At 71.5% G+C, this 16,861-nt stretch carries 18 protein-coding genes, 1 tRNA gene and 1 other RNA gene; 9 read left to right on the top strand and 11 right to left on the bottom strand.

All coding sequences use genetic code 11. The features are described from left to right. Positions 1 to 146: 146 nt before the first annotated feature. Positions 147 to 659 carry a DUF3145 domain-containing protein gene (locus H563_RS0101850; RefSeq protein WP_022880926.1) on the top strand — a complete coding sequence of 171 codons (513 nt, stop codon included), beginning with the start codon at positions 147 to 149 and terminating at the stop codon, positions 657 to 659. A gap of 107 nt (positions 660 to 766) precedes the next feature. Here H563_RS0101850 and H563_RS0101845 read toward each other — a convergent pair whose 3' ends face one another. The 5 genes from H563_RS0101845 to aceE all read right to left on the bottom strand — a co-directional run bounded on the left by H563_RS0101845 (position 767) and on the right by aceE (position 7,413). Continuing rightward, the gene (locus H563_RS0101845) at positions 767 to 2,008 is read right to left on the bottom strand and encodes a beta-ketoacyl-[acyl-carrier-protein] synthase family protein (protein ID WP_155864954.1); all 1,242 of its coding nucleotides are present in this window, start codon (positions 2,006 to 2,008) and stop codon (positions 767 to 769) included. A gap of 110 nt (positions 2,009 to 2,118) precedes the next feature. Beyond that, positions 2,119 to 2,367: an acyl carrier protein gene (locus tag H563_RS0101840; protein WP_022880924.1), complete on the bottom strand. Its 249-nt coding sequence runs from the start codon at positions 2,365 to 2,367 to the stop codon at positions 2,119 to 2,121. Between the two features lie 96 nt (positions 2,368 to 2,463). After that, on the bottom strand, positions 2,464 to 3,378 hold the full coding sequence (locus H563_RS0101835) for an ACP S-malonyltransferase (protein ID WP_022880923.1): 915 nt from the start codon (positions 3,376 to 3,378) through the stop codon (positions 2,464 to 2,466). Between the two features lie 86 nt (positions 3,379 to 3,464). After that, a complete protein-coding gene (locus H563_RS0101830) occupies positions 3,465 to 4,685 on the bottom strand; it encodes a PucR family transcriptional regulator (RefSeq protein WP_022880922.1) in 1,221 nt (406 codons plus the stop codon). A gap of 1 nt (position 4,686) precedes the next feature. Then, positions 4,687 to 7,413 carry a pyruvate dehydrogenase (acetyl-transferring), homodimeric type gene (gene aceE / locus H563_RS0101825; protein ID WP_027478978.1) on the bottom strand — a complete coding sequence of 909 codons (2,727 nt, stop codon included), beginning with the start codon at positions 7,411 to 7,413 and terminating at the stop codon, positions 4,687 to 4,689. Positions 7,414 to 7,600: 187 nt separating this feature from the next. Here aceE and H563_RS0101820 point away from each other — a divergent pair, with 187 nt between their 5' ends. Further along, positions 7,601 to 8,086 (top strand): peroxiredoxin, encoded by a 486-nt coding sequence (locus H563_RS0101820; protein ID WP_022880920.1) that lies wholly within the window; start codon positions 7,601 to 7,603, stop codon positions 8,084 to 8,086. A 42-nt stretch (positions 8,087 to 8,128) separates the two neighbouring features. On the opposite strand, the gene H563_RS0101815 is transcribed toward H563_RS0101820, so the two are convergent. Next, positions 8,129 to 9,028, bottom strand: a complete 900-nt coding sequence (locus H563_RS0101815) for a phosphotransferase enzyme family protein (protein ID WP_022880919.1) — start codon at positions 9,026 to 9,028, stop codon at positions 8,129 to 8,131. A gap of 71 nt (positions 9,029 to 9,099) precedes the next feature. Between H563_RS0101815 and H563_RS14500 the strand changes: the two genes are divergently transcribed. After that, entirely contained in the window at positions 9,100 to 9,630 is a 531-nt protein-coding gene (locus H563_RS14500; protein ID WP_022880918.1) for a hypothetical protein, read from the top strand. 15 nt (positions 9,631 to 9,645) lie between these two features. On the opposite strand, the gene H563_RS0101805 is transcribed toward H563_RS14500, so the two are convergent. Then, a complete protein-coding gene (locus H563_RS0101805; protein ID WP_022880917.1) occupies positions 9,646 to 9,936 on the bottom strand; it encodes a (Fe-S)-cluster assembly protein in 291 nt (96 codons plus the stop codon). Positions 9,937 to 10,086: 150 nt separating this feature from the next. Here H563_RS0101805 and H563_RS0101800 point away from each other — a divergent pair. After that, a tRNA-Val gene (locus tag H563_RS0101800) sits at positions 10,087 to 10,162 on the top strand. Next, a complete protein-coding gene (locus H563_RS0101795) occupies positions 10,162 to 10,542 on the top strand; it encodes a TraR/DksA family transcriptional regulator (RefSeq protein ID WP_051142588.1) in 381 nt (126 codons plus the stop codon). Before H563_RS0101800 ends, H563_RS0101795 begins: the two co-directional genes overlap by 1 nt. Positions 10,543 to 10,552: 10 nt before the next feature. Here the strand turns inward: H563_RS0101795 and H563_RS0101790 are convergent, their stop codons facing one another. The 4 genes from H563_RS0101790 to H563_RS0101770 all read right to left on the bottom strand — a co-directional run bounded on the left by H563_RS0101790 (position 10,553) and on the right by H563_RS0101770 (position 13,560). Beyond that, positions 10,553 to 11,275, bottom strand: coding sequence for a HEAT repeat domain-containing protein (locus tag H563_RS0101790; protein WP_022880916.1), 723 nt, complete (start codon positions 11,273 to 11,275; stop codon positions 10,553 to 10,555). Then, on the bottom strand, positions 11,272 to 12,144 hold the full coding sequence (locus tag H563_RS0101785; RefSeq protein ID WP_022880915.1) for a universal stress protein: 873 nt from the start codon (positions 12,142 to 12,144) through the stop codon (positions 11,272 to 11,274). The genes H563_RS0101790 and H563_RS0101785 overlap by 4 nt, the downstream gene beginning before the upstream one ends. Before the next feature lie 151 nt (positions 12,145 to 12,295). Then, positions 12,296 to 12,799: a dihydrofolate reductase gene (locus H563_RS0101775; protein ID WP_022880913.1), complete on the bottom strand. Its 504-nt coding sequence runs from the start codon at positions 12,797 to 12,799 to the stop codon at positions 12,296 to 12,298. After that, positions 12,799 to 13,560, bottom strand: a complete 762-nt coding sequence (locus tag H563_RS0101770) for a thymidylate synthase (protein ID WP_051142614.1) — start codon at positions 13,558 to 13,560, stop codon at positions 12,799 to 12,801. Before H563_RS0101770 ends, H563_RS0101775 begins: the two co-directional genes overlap by 1 nt. 119 nt (positions 13,561 to 13,679) lie before the next feature. Between H563_RS0101770 and H563_RS17170 the strand changes: the two genes are divergently transcribed. The 4 genes from H563_RS17170 (at position 13,680) to rnpB (ending at position 16,661) form a co-directional block, all read left to right on the top strand. Further along, positions 13,680 to 14,648: a hypothetical protein gene (locus H563_RS17170; protein WP_022880911.1), complete on the top strand. Its 969-nt coding sequence runs from the start codon at positions 13,680 to 13,682 to the stop codon at positions 14,646 to 14,648. Positions 14,649 to 14,658: 10 nt separating this feature from the next. Next, positions 14,659 to 15,477: a Nif3-like dinuclear metal center hexameric protein gene (locus H563_RS0101760; RefSeq protein ID WP_022880910.1), complete on the top strand. Its 819-nt coding sequence runs from the start codon at positions 14,659 to 14,661 to the stop codon at positions 15,475 to 15,477. 48 nt (positions 15,478 to 15,525) lie between these two features. After that, complete coding sequence (locus H563_RS0101755) at positions 15,526 to 16,254, top strand: zinc ribbon domain-containing protein (protein ID WP_022880909.1); 729 nt, start codon at positions 15,526 to 15,528, stop codon at positions 16,252 to 16,254. Positions 16,255 to 16,270: 16 nt separating this feature from the next. Further along, positions 16,271 to 16,661: RNase P RNA component class A (gene rnpB, locus H563_RS17230), an RNA gene on the top strand. Positions 16,662 to 16,861: the final 200 nt, after the last annotated feature.

Raw genomic sequence — 16,861 nt, 5'->3', positions numbered from 1 at the left:
GTAAGCGTTATTCGCGCTGCGACACGCCTGCCCGCCTAATTACAGGCTTGGCATTCCAGCGGATGCTATGCCACCATGACTCTTGTCGACATCGACGCCGTTCATCGGTCGGAGGGGAAGCCGTACCGGACGAACGGAGGAATGCGATGGCGACGGCAACTGCAAAAGCCCGGGGAGTGCTGTTCGTGCACTCCTCACCTCGTGCGCTCTGCCCCCACCTCGAATGGGCGACCGGGCGCGTGCTCGGTCGTGCCGTGAACTTCGACTGGACCGAGCAGCCGGTGCTGCCCGGAACCCAGCGCACCGAGTTCTACTGGGAGGCCGACGCCGGCACCGGCGCGGCCCTCGCCTCCGCGCTGCGCGGATGGGAGGACGTGCGCTTCGAGGTCACGCAGGACCCGACGGCGCAGACCGACGGCGCGCGGTACCTGCACACTCCGGCGCTCGGCATCCACTATGCGCAGACCGACACGGCAGGGAACGTCGTGGTGCCGGAGGACCGGATGCGCTACGCCATGGAGGTCGCCGGCGCCGACCCGGTCGCGCTGCACCGCGAGTTGCGGCTGGCCCTCGGGCAGGCGTGGGACGACGAACTGGAGCCGTTCCGTCACGCGAGCGACGACACCCCGGTCATCTGGCTGCACACCTTCGCGGGGTAGCAGGAAGGGGGCCCGTCTCGGTCTCCATTCACGCTGCGCGTGAGTCGACCAGCGGGCCCCGCAGCCGGCTGGTCGACTCACGGCGAAGCCGTAAATGGAGACCCGGCCTACACCGTCTTGAACGCGACGACCGCGTTGTGGCCGCCGAAGCCGAACGAGTTGCTCACCGCCGCCAGGTCTCCGTCGCCGAGCGGGCGCGGCGAGGTGACCACGTCGAGGTCGATCTCCGGATCCGGGTTGTCGAGGTTGATCGTCGGCGGAGCGGTGCGTTCGTGCAGCGCGAGCACGGTGAAGATCGCCTCGAGGGCGCCGGTGCCGCCGAGCAGGTGGCCGGTCGACGACTTGGTCGCCGTGACGGCGATGTCGTCGAGATGGTCGCCGAAGATGGCGCGCAGCGCCTTGTACTCCGCGATGTCGCCGACGCCCGTCGAGGTCGCGTGCGCGTTGACGTGACGGATGTCGCCGGGCGCGAGCCCCGCCTGCTCGAGCGCGATCCGGGTGGCGCGCGTCGCGCCGAGACCCTCGGGGTCGGGGGCGGTGATGTGGTACGAGTCGCTGGTGACGCCGGCTCCGGCGATCTCGGCGTAGATCTTCGCGCCGCGCGCCTTGGCGTGCTCCTCGGTCTCGAGCACGAGTGCGGCGCCGCCCTCGCCCATCACGAAGCCGTCGCGGTCGGTGTCGTACGGCCGCGACGCACGGGCCGGGTCGTCGTTGCGCTTGGAGAGCGCCTGCATGCTCGAGAACGCGGCGACCGTCACCGCGTGGATGCACGACTCGGAGCCGCCGGCGATGACCACGTCGGCGAGGCCCTGCTGCAGGTGGTCGTACGCGTTCGCCAGCGACTCCGTGCTGGAGGCGCACGCCGACACGACGGTGCGCGCGCCGGCCCGGGCGCCCAGTGCCATCGAGATGGCGGCGGCGGGGCTGTTCGGCATGATCATCGGAACCGTCATCGGCATCACCCGGCGCGGGCCGCGGTCGCGCAGCGTGTCCCACGCGTCGAGCAGGGTCCACACCCCGCCGATTCCGGTCGCCCAGTCGACGAGCAGCCGCTCGGGCTCGACCTCGGGGGCGCCGGCGTCGGCCCAGGCCTCACGCGCGGCGATCAGCGCGAACTGGCTGGAGGGGTCGAGCCGCTTCAGCTCGACGCGCTCCAGGACCTCTTCGGGCCGCACCAGCGCCTCGGCGGCGAAGGTGACCGGCAGCTCGTACATGGTCACCCATTCGTGCTGCATGGTGCGGGCGCCGGACCGGCCGGCCAGCAGCGCCTGCCACGAGTCCTGCGCGGTGCCGGCGAGCGGCGTGGTCGCACCGATGCCGGTGACGACGATCTTCTTCGGTCCCACGATGATCCTTTACTGCCGAGCGCACGGTGCCCCGCGGCATCCGTGCGCAAACGAGCACGCGGCCGGCCTGACCGGCTGTCAGACGCCGACCGCGTGCCGCGAGTACGGGTGTCTCAGGCCTGCGCCTTGACGATGTAGTCGACGGCGTCGCCCACGGTCTTGAGATTCTTGACCTCGTCGTCGGGGATCTTCACGTCGAACTTGTCCTCAGCGTTGACCACGATCGTCATCATCGAGATCGAGTCGATGTCGAGGTCGTCGGTGAACGACTTGTCCAGCTGAACCGAGTCGGTGGCGATGCCGGTCTCGTCGTTGATCAGCTCGGCCAGGCCGGCAAGGACTTCTTCGGTGGACAGTGCCATGTTGGTTTTCTCCTCAAGAGGTGTCGTGTGACCGCCCACCAGTCTAGTGAACGGCCGGGGTCGGTCAGGGCAGCGCCGCAGGCCGGGCTGCGGCGGTCAGGCGGCGCCCCCGATCAGCTCGAGCGCGGCCGGGATGTCGTCGGGGGTCTTGATGCCGACGGTCGAGGTGCCCTTCAGGCCGCGCTTGGCGAGGCCGGTCAGCGCGCCGGCCGGGGCGAGCTCGACGAGGCCGGTGACGCCGGCGTCGGCGAAGGCCTGCATGTCCAGGTCCCAGCGCACGGGGCTCGCGACCTGGCCGACGATCAGGTCGAGGAATTCGGCACCGCTGGTCACCTTGGAGCCGTCCTTGTTGGTCCAGATGGCGAGCTGTGGGTCGGCGGGGGTGAAATCGGATGCCGCCTGCCGCAGCGCCTCCCGCGCGGGCGCCATGTAGCGGCTGTGGAACGCCCCGGCGACCTGCAGCGGCACGACGCGGGTGCCGCGCAGCGGCTGCTCGGCGAGCTGTGCCAGGGCGTCCAGCGCCCCGGCGACGACGATCTGGCCGCCCCCGTTGTAATTGGCCGGCTCGAGGCCGAGGGCGGTGATGTGCTCGACGACGGCGTCGGGGTCTGTGCCGAGGACGGCGCTCATGCCGGTCGGTGTCTGGGCCGCGGCATCCGCCATCGCGTCGGCGCGGATGCGCACGAGCCGCAGGGCGTCCTGCTCGCTGAGGATGCCGGCGATCGCGGCGGCCGTGACCTCGCCGACGGAGTGGCCGGCGACGGCGCCGAGCGAGGCGCCCGCCTGGCGCAGCGCACGGGCGGTGAGCAGCCCGGCGGCGACGATGAGGGGCTGGGCGATCGCCGTGTCGCGGATCGTCTCGGCGTCGCTCACGGTGCCGTGCGTGACCAGGTCGACCTCGATCAGCTGCGACCACTCGTCGACCAGCTCGCGCGCGCCGGGGTCGGCGAGCCACGGCTCGAGGAATCCGGGGGTCTGGGAGCCCTGGCCGGGCGCGACGAAGACGATCACATCCCCATCCTGCCGAGCGTGCCGATGCGCCCTGTGGAGCGACAGGACCAAGAAACCGCGAGACCTTTGGAGGTGTCCTACTACCCTCAGCGCAGCGCGCGCCGGCGGCCTGCGCCGTCGGGCTCGGCGATCGCGCCGATGACGAGCGCGGACTGCAGGATCAGCGCCTCGCGCGCCCCGGTCGCATCCCAGCCGATCACGTCGGTGACGCGCTTGAGGCGGTAGCGCACGGTGTTCGGGTGCACGAACAGCTCGCGCGCGGTGGCCTCGAGGGAGCGGCCGTTGTCGAGGTAGCACCACAGCGTGTTCAGCAGCTCGGGGGAGTGCGCCTTGAGCGGCTGGTAGATGCGCCCCACCAGCGTGGCGCGGGCGAGGCTGTCGCCGGCGAACGCCCGCTCGGGCAGCAGGTCGTCGGCGTGCACGGGGCGGGGGCAGTTGCGCCACGCCTTCGCGACGGCGAAACCGGCCAGCGCCGCCTTGGCGCTCTTCGATGCGTCGACGATGCTCGGCACCGCGTGGCCGAGCACGAGGTAGCCGGATCCGAAGTTCGGCTCGAGCGCGGTAGCGATCTCGAGGAAGTCGATGGGGGTGACCTGCACGGATGCCTCACCCTCGGCTCCTGCGGGCTCGGCGGGCTGCGGCGCCCCGGCCCGCCCGATCACCACGACGAGCCGGCTGCCCTGCACGCCGATCAGCACGTCCGCCCGCATGTGCCGGGCGGTGCGGCGGATCTGGTCGACGTCGAGCATGCGCGGGGCGGTGCCGACCAGCACGGAGACCTCGCCGTGCCCGTGCCAGCCGAGCGCGGCGATGCGGCTCGGCAGCTCGTCGTCGTACTCGCCGGTGAGGATGGAGTCGACGACGAGCGCCTCGAGGCGCGCATCCCACAGGCCCCTGGCCTCGGCCGCGCGGGCGTAGACGTCCGCCGAGGCGAAGGCGATCTCGCGGGAGTAGAGCAGGATCGCGTCCCGCAGGATCTCGCCGCCGTCCTTCGCACGGTCCTCGACCACGGAGACGACGACGCGGATCAGCTGCAGCGTCTGCTGCAGGCTGATCGACCTCAGCAGCTCACGGGGTGCGGCGCCGAACACGTCGCTGGCCACCCATGGCGTCGCCGTCGGGTCCTCGAACCAGTCGATGAACGACGTGATGCCCGCCTGGGCGACCAGCCCGACCGCCGACCGGCGGCCGGGCGGCATCTCGCTGAACCACGGCAGCGTCTCTTCCAGACGGCGAAGCGTCGCCGTGGAGAGCTCGCCCGAGATCTTCCGCAGCCAGGCGAGCGTCTCCTCCTTGGTGCGCGGCACCCTAGCTCTCGCCGCCGGCGTTGCCCGAGGTGCCGGCGTTGACGTCGAACAGGCGGTACTGCTCGATCGCGCGCGCCGGGGCGCCCGGGTCGATCTTGCCCTGCTTGGCGAGCAGCTCGAGCGTGCGCACCACCACCGACGGGCCGTCGATGAAGAAGTACCGGCGGGCGGCGGGGCGGGTGTCGGCGAAGCCGAACTCGTCGGCGCCGAGCGTTGCGAAGTCGTTCGGCACGAACTGGCGGATCTGGTCGGGCACCTGGTGCGAGTAGTCGGTGACGGCCACCACGGGACCCTCGGCGTCCTGCAGCTTGCTCGTCACGTAGGGCACCTGCGGCTCTTCGCTGGGGTAGAGGAAGTTGTGCTTCTCGGCCGCAAGCCCGTCGCGCCGCAGCTCGTTCCAGGAGGTGACGGACCAGACATCCGCTGCCACGCCCCAGTCGCGGGCCAGCAGCTGCTGCGCCTCGAGCGCCCACGGCACGGCGACGCCGGAGGCGAGGATCTGGCTCTTCACACCCTCGTTCTCGGCCGCCTTGAGCTTGTAGATGCCCTTGATGACTCCGTCGACGTCGAGGCCCTCCGGCTCGGCCGGCTGCACGATCGGCTCGTTGTACACCGTCAGGTAGTACATGACGTTCGGGTCCGGGTGCTGCCCGCCGTACATGCGCTCGATGCCGCTGCGCACGATGTGCCCGATCTCGTAGCCGTATGCGGGGTCGTAGCTGACCACCGCCGGGTTCATCGCGGCGAGGATGGGCGACTGGCCGTCGGCGTGCTGCGTGCCCTCACCGGTGAGCGTCGTGCGACCGGCGGTCGCGCCGATCACGAAGCCGCGCGTCATCTGGTCGCCGGCCGCCCAGAAGGCGTCACCCGTGCGCTGGAAGCCGAACATCGAGTAGAAGATGTAGACCGGGATGAGCGGCTCGCCGTGCGTCGAGTACGAGGTGCCGATGGCGGTGAAGGCGGCGGCGGCGCCGGCCTCGTTGATGCCGACGTGCAGCAGCTGGCCCTGGGCGCTCTCCTTGTAGCTGAGCAGCAGCTCGCGGTCGACGGAGGTGTAGTGCTGGCCGTTCGGGTTGTAGATCTTCGCGTTCGGGAAGAACGCGTCCATGCCGAAGGTGCGCGCCTCGTCGGGGATGATCGGCACGATGCGCTGGCCCCACTGCTTGTCGCGCAGCAGGTCCTTGAGCATCCGCACGAAGGCCATCGTCGTGGCCACTTCCTGCTGGCCCGAGCCGCGGGCGGCGATCGCGTACGCCTTCTGGTCGGGAACCCCGAGGTCGACGTACGTGCTGCGGCGCTCGGGCACGTAACCGCCGAGCGCGCGGCGGCGCTCCTGCAGGTACTGGATCGCCTCGTCCTGCTGGCCCGGGTGGTAGTAGGGCGGCTGGTACGGGTTCGCCTCGAGGTCCGCGTCGGCGATCGGGATCTGCATCGCGTCGCGGAACTTCTTCAGGTCGTCGAGGGTCATCTTCTTCATCTGGTGGGTCGCGTTGCGGCCCTCGAAGTGCGGCCCGAGGCCGTAGCCCTTGATGGTGTGGGCGAGGATGACGGTCGGCTGCCCCTTGTGCTCGACGGCGGCCTTGAACGCCGCATAGACCTTCTTGTAGTCGTGCCCGCCGCGCTTGAGGCCCCAGATCTGGTCGTCGGTGTAGTCCTTGACCAGTTCGAGGGCGCGCGGGTCGCGGCCGAAGAAGTTCTCGCGCACGTAGGCGCCGTTCTCGGCCTTGTAGGTCTGGAAGTCGCCGTCGGGGGTGACGTTCATCAGGTTCAGCAGGGCGCCCTCGGTGTCGCGGGCGAGCAGGTCGTCCCACTCGCGGCCCCAGATCACCTTGATGACGTTCCAGCCGGCACCGCGGAAGAAGCTCTCCAGCTCCTGGATGATCTTCCCGTTGCCGCGGACGGGACCGTCGAGCCGCTGCAGATTGCAGTTCACCACGAAGGTGAGGTTGTCGAGGCCCTCGTTCGCGGCGACCTGGAGCTGGCCGCGGCTCTCCACCTCGTCCATCTCGCCGTCGCCGAGGAACGCCCACACGTGCTGGTCGGAGGCGTCCTTGATGCCGCGGTTGGTCAGGTACTTGTTCAGCTGTGCCTGGTAGATCGCGTTGATCGGCCCGAGGCCCATGGAGACGGTCGGGAACTGCCAGAAGTCCGGCATCATGCGCGGGTGCGGGTAGGAGGGCAGGCCGTTCGGGGCGTGCGACTTCTCCTGCCGGAACCCGTCGAGCTGGTCGGCGGTGAGCCGCCCCTCGAGGAACGCGCGCGCGTAGGGGCCGGGGGAGGCGTGGCCCTGGATGAACACCTGGTCGCCGCCGCCGGGGTGGTCGTGACCGCGGAAGAAGTGGTTGAAGCCGACCTCGTACAGCGCGGCGCTCGAGGCGTAGGTGGAGATGTGGCCGCCGACCGCGATGCCGGGCCTCTGCGCACGGTGCACGAGGATCGCCGCGTTCCACCGGATCCAGCGCCGGTAGCGCCGCTCGAGCTCCTCATCGCCGGGGAACTCGGGCTCGTCTGCCGCCGAGATGGTGTTGATGTAGTCCGTCGTCGGCACCTGCGGCACGCCCAGGTGCAGCTCCTTCGAGCGCCCGAGCAGGCTCACCATGATCTCGCGGGCCCGTTCGGGGCCTGCGGCCTTCACCAGATCGTCGAGGGATTCCCGCCACTCGGCGGTCTCCTCCGGGTCCGAGTCGACGGCCGGAACCGCATACGGATCCTGGTGGTTAACAGTCACTTCGACCTCTTCCTTGTACCGGTCAGCACGTCTGTCGGGCGCTTCGTTGTCGGGTCGCGACAGCAGCAGCACCGTGGATCAGCCTAGTCACCTCCGAACCGGTTCGGCGCGCGGCGGCACAGGCGGTCGTATGCTGGTGCGCTGTGCGGGCAAAGAAGCATCACGACCGCACGAGGAGGATGCCCAGATGGCCCTGGAGAACGACACGCTGGCCCCTGATTTCGAGCTGCCCAACCAGTTCGGCGAGCCGATCCGCCTGAGCGACTACCGCGGCCGGAAGGCCGTGGCGCTCGTCTTCTTCCCGCTCGCGTTCTCGGGCACCTGTACCGGCGAGCTGTGCACGCTGCGCGACAATCTCGGGCTGTTCGCCGACGCCGGCGTGGAGGTCCTCGCGGTCTCCGTCGACTCGAAGTGGAGCCTGCGGGCCTGGGCCGAGCAGCAGGGCTACGACTTCAATCTGCTGGCCGACTTCTGGCCGCACGGCGAGATCGCCAAGGACTACGGGGTGTTCCTGCCCGAGCGGGGCTTCGCCAATCGGGCCACGTTCCTCATCGACGAGCGCGGGGTCATCCGCGCGAGCTTCATCACCGCGCCCGGGGAGGCGCGACCGCTGTCGGCGTACCGGGCGGCGCTCGAGGAGCTCAAGGCGATGCGCCACGCGCCGGCGGCCTGAGGCATCCGTTCTCTTCTTTTCTCTCCGGCGTCGCGGTCGCGTTCAGCCGAGCCGCTCGAGCGCGTAGGCCAGGAACGCGTCGCGCCGCTGCCGCAGCAGCTCGGCGGTGAGATCCGGCCGGTGCGTCATGCCCGCGATGGCGGGGGCGAACCAGGCGATGTCCGGCGGCGTCGACAGCGCGGCCACCGCATCCCAGTAGGCGAGCGCCTCGGGCTCGCGGCTCGCCTCGCGCCGCCATCCGGCGAGCACGTGATCGGATGCCTCGAGGCCGTACTGCATCGCCGCGTCGCAGCGCAGCGAGCCGAGGTCGACGCCGGCGGGGCCGATGCCGGCGCAGTCCCAGTCGAGCACCGCGACCAGCTCGTCGCCGCGCCACAGCGTGTTGCCCGACCACAGGTCGCCGTGCACGAAGCCGGTCGGCCCCTCGGCGGTGATCTCGGCGAGCCGCCGCTCGGCCTCCTCCAGCAGGGGCTGAGGCTCGCCTTCCGCGCGCATCGCCGCGAAGTCGACCACGGGGATCGGCCGGTCGACGCGCGGCAGGTCCGCATCGCCGGGGTTCACCACGCTGATCTGCACGGCCAGCGCGCCGAGCGCCTCGAGCCGGTCGACGCGCGGCTCGGCGGGTTGCGCGCTCGATCCGTCGATGTGCTCGATCAGCAGCAGGGACGAGGCATCGTCGAGCCGCGCGCCGAGCACGTTCGGCACGGGGATCCCCTGCCGGTCGGCCAGCTGCATCGCCACCGTCTCCCGAGTTTGGGACTCCGCCTGCTGCGCGGACCCGACGCGCATCACGGCGAGGGCCTCGACGCCGTCGTCGTCGAGGTAGCGCAGCAGCCAGGGTGCGCCGCCGCTGCGCATGCCGGTCACCTCGACGAGCCCGCTCGCATCCAGCACCTGGAGGGCCCAGCGCAGCTGTTCGGGATCGGGTCGGGCATCCGTCATATCGCTCACGTCGCTCACGCTAGCGGCGGTACCCGGCGGCGCGGGGGAGCGCGCCTTGTGAGGATGGGCAGGTGAGCTACGACGCGACCGAGACCGTGACCGGCTACGGCGCCGCGCGCATCGCACTGACGACGAACGCGCGGTTCGAGGCTCTCGTCGCCGCGTTCGAGCAGGCGGTGCCCGCCCTCGGCGACCGGGAGGCGCTCGCCCGCCTGGCGGAGGACGGCGATTGGGCGGGCTTCACCCGGGGGCTGCAGTGGGAGTCGCCGAGCGGGTTCGTCGCGGTCTGGTCGTCGCGCCCGGGCGAGCTGATGCGCTACGCCGGCAGCCGCGTGCCGAGCGCGCTGTGGCTGATCGTGAATCACGCGATCGGGGCGCGCCTGTTCCGGCACGATCCGGCGGCCATGCTGTATTCGCCGGTGCGCCTCGAGCTGCACGCGGCGCGCGATGCCGGCTCGGTGCTGGTGTTCGACCAGCCGAGCGCCCGGCTGAAGAGCTTCGGCATCAACAAGATCACCCAGGGCGGGTCCGAGCTGGACCGCGCCCTGGGTGATCTCATCGAAGAACTCGGGCTGCCGCGCCCCACCGCGCTGCGGCGGTGACGCGGCGTCGCCGAGCTAGACGGCGGGCTGCTCCGCGATGGAGAAGCGCACGTTGCCCTCGGCGCTGACATCGGCGTCGAGGACCTTGTCGTCGAGCGAGGTCGCGGCATTCGGCTCGAGGAACACCCGAGCACCGCCCTCCTCGACGATCGTGTCAGCAGACTGAGGGGCGGGCGCCACCTCCACGGCGTACTCGCGCGAAGCCGGGTCCTGGCTGCTGATGCGCAGTCCGCCCTCCTCGCTCGTGCCACCGCGGGTGGTCAGCGTCTTCACGACGGTGCTGGCGTTCTCGGTGAGGGTGAGCATCGGGCTCTCCTTCCGTAGGCGTTCAGTTGCTTTCACGGTTCCCGGTGTGCGCGGATGCCTCAAGCACATCGGCCCGACACTCACGCGATTGCCAGGTCGAGCATCGCTCGGCTCAGGGGCATGCGAACCGCTCCCGTACAATCGCGGCGAGGGCCTTTAGCTCAGTTGGTAGAGCACTGCGTTTACACCGCAGGTGTCGTCGGTTCGAGCCCGGCAGGGCCCACCATGTGCGGCACCGACCCCGACTTCGCGCGCTTCGAGCGGATGCTTCGCGACCGCCGCCGCGCGGTGGCGGCGGACCTCTCGGCCCTCGACGCCCGTCTGGCCGGCATCGGCGCGCTGCGCGACGGGAACGCCGACGACGAGCACGACCCGGATGGAGCTCCGGTCTCGGGGGAGTGGTCCCGGCTGTACGGGGCACGGCGTGAGGCATCCGCCGAACTCGTGTCGATCGATGGCGCGCTCGCGCGCATCGCGGACGGAAGCTACGGGAGGTGCGCGAACTGCGCGCGCCCGATCGCGCCGGCTCGGCTCGAGGCCCGCCCCGCTGCCGAGCTGTGCATCGAGTGCGCCGCCGGCGACCGGCGCGGCCGGTCCGTGAGGTGAGCAGTCCGCCTCAGCTCCGGGCCAGCAGCCGCTGCAGGCGCGCCTTCTTCAGGTTCTCGCTGACGATCCAGTCGACGTCGCGGTCGCTGCCGGCGCGCTCGCGCAGCTCGGCGAACTTCTTCAGCCCGGGCTCGGGCGCGGCGGCCACCGCGACCGACCAGCAGTAGCCGAGCGCCTGCCGCAGCGTGCGCACGTCGTCGGCGCGGCGGCGTTCGAGCGGGACCGCCCGCACGTGGTCGGTGGCCCGTTCGCAGGCCGCCAGCGCGGCATCCGCCATCTCGGGGCTGCGCAGCAGACGCGGCTCGCAGATGCCGGCGACGGCGGCCCGCACGACGCGCGAGGAGTCCGAGCCGAGCCAGTCGGCCACGAGCCGGCGCAGCAACGCGGGGTCGGCGTCGCCGATGCGCTGCAGCGCCATGGCGACGCCTTCGCGCACCCTCCAGTCGTCGTCTCTCGCGGCGCGCAGCATGAGCTCGACGAGCTGCGCGCCGCCTGGCTTCTCGAGGTAGAGCCTGCCGAGCGCGGCCGTGCCGCACAGGCGGCGGAACTCGTCGGGCGAGCCGGCCAGCTGCAGGATCATCTCCTCGGCGGCGACGTCGGCGAACGCGTCCACGAGGGTGAGGTTGGCGCGCGGCCCGGGCAGCCCCGAGTTCTCATCGAGGTACTGCAGCAGATGCAGCGGTTTGTGCCGCAGCGCGCGCAGGTCGTCCTGCGCGTCGGTGCGCGCGGTCACTGCGGCCTCTGCGGCACCACGAGGGTCGGGCCCTCCAGGTTGAGGGCGATGGTGTGGCTGACGGACCCGAGGAAGAACCGCTGGATGCCGCGCAGCCCGTGATTGCCGACCACCAGCAGCGACCCGTCGGCGGCCTGGTCGAGCAGCCCCCAGGGCGCGAGTCCGTGCACGAGCCGCTTGGTGATGACGAGCTCGGGCCAGTCGTCGGCGAAGGCGGCGACCGACTGGTCGAGCACGTCCTGGTGCACCTTCTGCAGCGAGTCGAGGAACGCGTCGTCGGGCGGCAGGTACGCGTCCTGCCAGGGTGTCGGCTCCTGCCACACGTGGACGACGATGAGCTCTTCGCCGCCGCGCGAGAGGGCGATGCGAGCGGCGACCCGCGCGGCCGCGATGGAGGCGGGCGTGCCGTCCACCCCGACGACGACGCCCTTGCCCTGGCGCAGTTCGCCGTGCGGGATGAGCGCGACCGGCCCCTTGGCTCGCGCCGCCAGCCGCACGCCGAAGGAGAACGCGTACTTGACGCTCATGCCGCGGCGGCGGTCGGTGCCGACGACGACGAGGGTGCGCGGACCGGTGCGCTCGGCGAGCAGCTGGGGCGGGTCGCCGTCGACGAGTTGGGTACGGACCTCGATCGACGGATGCTGCACCCGGACGCGCTGCGCCACCTCGTCGACCGCCGCCTGGACCTCGGACCGCCTGGCCTCGTCCACCTGCTTGTGCGGGTCGAAGACCACGAGCAACGTCAGCGGGCAGTTCAGGCGGTCGATGCGCTGCAGGGTCCAGTCCAGGGCCGCGCCGGCGGATTCCGTGGGCTTCCAGCCCACCACCACCTCGTCGACCTCGAAGGTGCGCTGCGCCTGCTCCGACATGCCACTAGGCAACCGCCGCGGCGCACCCGAGTCAAGGAGTCTGAGATACTCGGTGCATGGTCGAAATCGTGCTCTGGTCCGTCATCGGCGTCATCGGGTTCGTGGGTCTCGTGCTGGGCATCGCCTCGGCCGTCGCGATGGGCTCGAGCGCCTACCGCAAGTAGCGCGCGAAGCGGTACCGCAGCCCCTCCGGGCTCTCCAGCCACGCGGCATCCGCGCCCTCCCCGGACTCGCGCCACTCCGCCCCGATCATCGGCGCGTACGCGTCCCCCGGCGCATCCAGCTCCACGTAGGTCACCTCGAGCCGGTCGGCCATCCCGATGGTCTGCGCATACAGCTGCGCCCCGCCGATGCACCACGCCTGCCTGGACGGGTCGGCGGCCTGCAGCGCCGCCTCGATCGAGTGCACGACGGTGGCGCCATCCGCTCGGAAATCGGTCTGTCGCGTCACCACGATGTTGTCGCGGCCCGGAAGCGGGCGCACGCGGGCCGGCAGCGACTCCCACGTCGCCCGGCCCATGATCACGGTGCCGCCCGCGGTGAGCTCTTTGAAGCGGCGCTGCTCGCCCGGGATGTGCCACGGGATCGCGCCGGCGCCGCCGATCACTCCCGCGGTCGTCTGCGCCCAGATCAGTGCGAGCGACGGCGTCGCCATCAGACCGCGACGGCGGCGCGGATCGCCGGGTGGTGCTGGTAGCCGACCACCTCGAAGTCCTCGTAGCGGTAGTCGAAGATCGACTCGGGCGTGCGGGTGAGCTTCAGCGTCGGGTACGGGAAGGGCGCCCGGGAGAGCTGCTCGGCGACCTGCTCGACGTGGTTGTCGTAGATGTGGCAGTCGCCGCCGGTCCAGACGAAGTCGCCGACCTCGAGCCCGGTCTGCTGGGCGACCATGTGGGTCAGCAGCGCGTAGCTGGCGATGTTGAACGGCACGCCGAGGAACAGGTCGGCGCTGCGCTGGTAGAGCTGGCAGCTGAGCCTGCCGTCGGCCACGTAGAACTGGAACAGCGCGTGGCACGGCATCAGCGCCATCCGATCCAGCTCGGCGACGTTCCAGGCCGAGACGATGATGCGGCGCGAGTCGGGCGTCGTCTTCAACTGCTCGATCACCCGCGCGATCTGGTCGATGTGCTGGCCCGACGGCGTCGGCCACGAGCGCCACTGCACGCCGTAGACCGGGCCGAGGTCGCCGTTCTCGTCGGCCCATTCGTCCCAGATGGTGACCCCGTTGTCGCGCAGCCACTGCACGTTGCTCTCGCCGCGCAGGAACCAGAGCAGCTCGTAGGCGATGGACTTGAAGTGCACCCGCTTGGTCGTGATGAGCGGGAAACCCTGGGAGAGGTCGTAGCGCAACTGGCGGCCGAACACGCTGCGGGTGCCGGTGCCGGTGCGGTCGCTCTTGTGCGCCCCCGTCGCCATGACGTCGCGCAGCAGGTCTTCGTACGGGGTCTCGATCAGGGCGGTCACGGCTCCAGGGTACGGCCCGCCGCCGACGCCCGCCCCGCTCGGGCATAGCTCCGGGCCGATACGCTGGTCACGTGCAGAAAAACGGGGACGACGGCGTGTCGCAAGGGCGCGAGCCCGAGCAGCACGACGCGTCCGAGGCGGAGGCCGATCCCGAGGTCGCCGCGATCGGCCGCTCGCTGGACGAGACCGGCGACACGCTCGGTGCGATCGAGCAGCTCGAGCAGCTGATCGTGCGCCGTACCGGCCAGATCCCGGTCGTGACCCCCGAGATGCTCGCCGCGGCCGCCGCGGCGAAGCGCGCCGCTGAGGAGCCGCCGCCGCTCGCCGACACCGCGCCGCAGCCTCCTCTGCTGCACACCCCGCCCGCGGAGCCCGAGCCAGAGCCGGGGCAGGAACCGGAGCCGGAACCGGCCGAGGCCCCGCCCACCGTCGACCCCGACCGGGTCGACTTCTCGATCCCCGCCCCGGTGCCCCTCGACCCGGCGCCCGGCTTCAGCCCCTGGGTCGATCCCGCGCAGGTCGCCGCCGCGCAATCCCTCACCACGGGTCGCGAGTACACGGATGTCTCCACCGCGGTCTTCGCGGTGTTCTCGGCCGACCGTGACGAGGAGCCGGAGGCCGCGCCCGCGCCCGCGGAACCCGCGCGTCCGGAAGCCGCGGAACCCGCGCGTCCGGAACCTGAGGCCGCGCCCGCGCCCGCGGAACCCGCGCTGCCGGAACCGGAGGCCGCCCAGTCCGCGCCCGCGGAACCCGCCCTTCCGGAACCGGAGGCCGCGGTCCCCGCCGAGCCGTCGCCCGTCACCATCGGCCCGCTCGCCCCGGACGACGAGGACGACGAGTTCGACCGGGACGTGGTCGACGACGCCGACGACGTCGCCGTGCACGCGGCCGAGTTCGAGCCGCGGCCGAGCGCGGCGGCGGCGGCCCGCTTCGACCCTGCACCGCCGGCGCCGCCCGAGGCTCCCGACCGTGTCGACGCCGCCCAGGCACCGTCGGGACACAAGAAGCGCCGCCGTCTCTGGCCGTTCGGCCGCCGGTAGGCTGGCGGCTATGCCGTATCCGCTCGCCGAGGTCCTCTCCGTCACCGAGAAGCTCTGGCCCGTGGCCGGCGCCGAGGGCTGGGATGCGCCGGGGCTCGTGACCGGCTCGCCCGACCAACAGGTGTCGTCGATCCACCTCGTGGTCGACGCCGTCGCCGAGTCACTCGACGAGGCGGTCGCCGCCGGGGCCGACCTCGTGATCGCCCACCACCCGCTGCTGCTGCGCGGCGTCACCTCGGTCGCCGAGACGCAGTACAAGGGCGCGGCGGTCGCGACGCTGATCCGCGCGGGCGTCGCGCTGCTCTCGGCGCACACGAACGCCGACGTCGTCGCCGACGGCACGAGCGCCGTGTTCGCGCGCAAGCTCGGACTCGAGTCGCTGCGCCCGATCGTCCCCGGCGCCGCCGACGGCACCGGCATCGGCAGGGTCGGCACGCTCGCGAAGGCGACCACCCTCGGCCGCCTGGCGCGCCAGGTCGCCGAGCTGTTGCCGCCGACGGCCGGGGGAGTGCGTGTCGCCGGATCGTACGAGCTTCCCGTGCGTGAGATCGCGCTGTGCGGCGGAGCGGGAGATGCCTACCTGGCCGAGCCGGCGGTGCGTGCGGCGGACGTGTACATCACCTCCGACCTGCGCCACCATCCCGCCTCCGAAGCGCGCGAACAGCACCTGCGCGGTGCGGGGCCGGCACTGATCGACGTATCGCACTGGGCGAGCGAGTGGTTGTGGCTCGAGACCGCGGCCGATCAGCTGCGCGGTGCGCTGCCCGAGGCATCCGTCACGGTCAGCGAACTGCGCACCGACCCGTGGGACTTCGCCGTCGTGCAGTGAGCCCGCTGCACCCGGACCCGAAAGACGCAACGAGACGGAACGAGACGAATGAAGGCGACCCCCGCTCAGCAGAAGGATCTGCTGCGATTGCAGGAGCAGGACACGCGGTTGGCGCGCATCCAGCACACGATGACGCATCTGCCGCAGGACGCGAAGCTCGCCGAGTTGCGCGCCGCGGCCGAGCCGTTGCGCCGCCGCCTGGCCGACGCCACCGGTGCGCTCGAAGACGCGCAGGCCGAGCAGCGCCGCCTCGAGTCGGACGTCAAGCTGGTCGAACAGCGGCTCGCCCGCGACACCGAGCGCCTGCAGGCCTCCTCATCCACCAAGGACATCGACGGCCTCGAATCCGAGATCGCGTCGCTGACCAGGCGCCGTGTCGCCCTTGAGGACGCCGAACTCGAGGTCATGGAGCGCGCCGAGGCCGCCGAGAAGGAGCTCGCCGCCGTGCGCGCCGAGCAGGCGGAGCTCGAAGCCCGGACGGCCGAGCTGACCGAGGCGCGCGCCGCCGAGCTGGAACGGCTCGAGCGCGAGCGCGACGACGCCAAGGCAGATCGGATGGTCGTGGCCCAGGGCATCCCGCAGGAGCTGCTCGACCTCTACGAGACGCAGCGCGCGCGCTACGGCATCGGCGCCGCCGCGCTGCGCGGGGGCGTGAACCTCGGCAGCAACATGACGCTGTCGCCGAGCGATCTGGCCGCCGCGCGTGCCGCCGCCCCCGACGACGTCATCATCGACGGCGACTCGGGCGCGATTCTGGTGCGCGACGAGACCTCGTAGACTCTCCTGGCAGGAGTGGGTCGGCAAGACGGTCGCGTCGCATGGTTCGCCAGGCGCCGAGGAACGTCCGGGCTCCACAGAGCAGGGCGGTGGGTAACACCCACCCGGGGCAACCCGCGAGACAGTGCCACAGAGAACAGACCGCCCGCGCCGCAGTGCTCGTGAGCACCGCTGCCGCGGGTAAGGGTGAAACGGTGGGGTAAGAGCCCACCAGCGACCGGGGTGACCCGGCCGGCTCGGCAAACCTCGCCCGGAGCAAGGTCAGACAGGGGACCATGAGGCTGCTCGTCTCGTCCCCGGGTAGACCGCTGGAGCGGCACGGCAACGTGTCGCCGAGAGAGATGGCCGTCCAAGGCCGGCGTCCGCGCCGGCCCCAACAGAACCCGGCGTATCAGCCGGCCCACTCCCGCCCCTGCCGCCGCCGTCGCGCCGCCCGTCCCGCAGCCCCCGCATCGCGTACCGTCGCGGGTGCGGCGGCGTCGACGCTCATGTCGCGAACACTCTCCGAACGCAAGAAATCCGGTTGCCCGCCGTGCGGGCCGCGGCGCCCTCCGGCAGGGGCCGCGCTCGCCTGTCAGCCGAACGTTGCGCTGACTGAGCGATGCTG

This window comes from Gryllotalpicola ginsengisoli DSM 22003 (genome assembly GCF_000419445.1).
Lineage (GTDB): Bacteria > Actinomycetota > Actinomycetes > Actinomycetales > Microbacteriaceae > Gryllotalpicola > Gryllotalpicola ginsengisoli.
The sequence above is the reverse complement of the archived record's forward strand: the minus strand, read 5'-3'. Positions and strand labels throughout refer to the sequence as shown.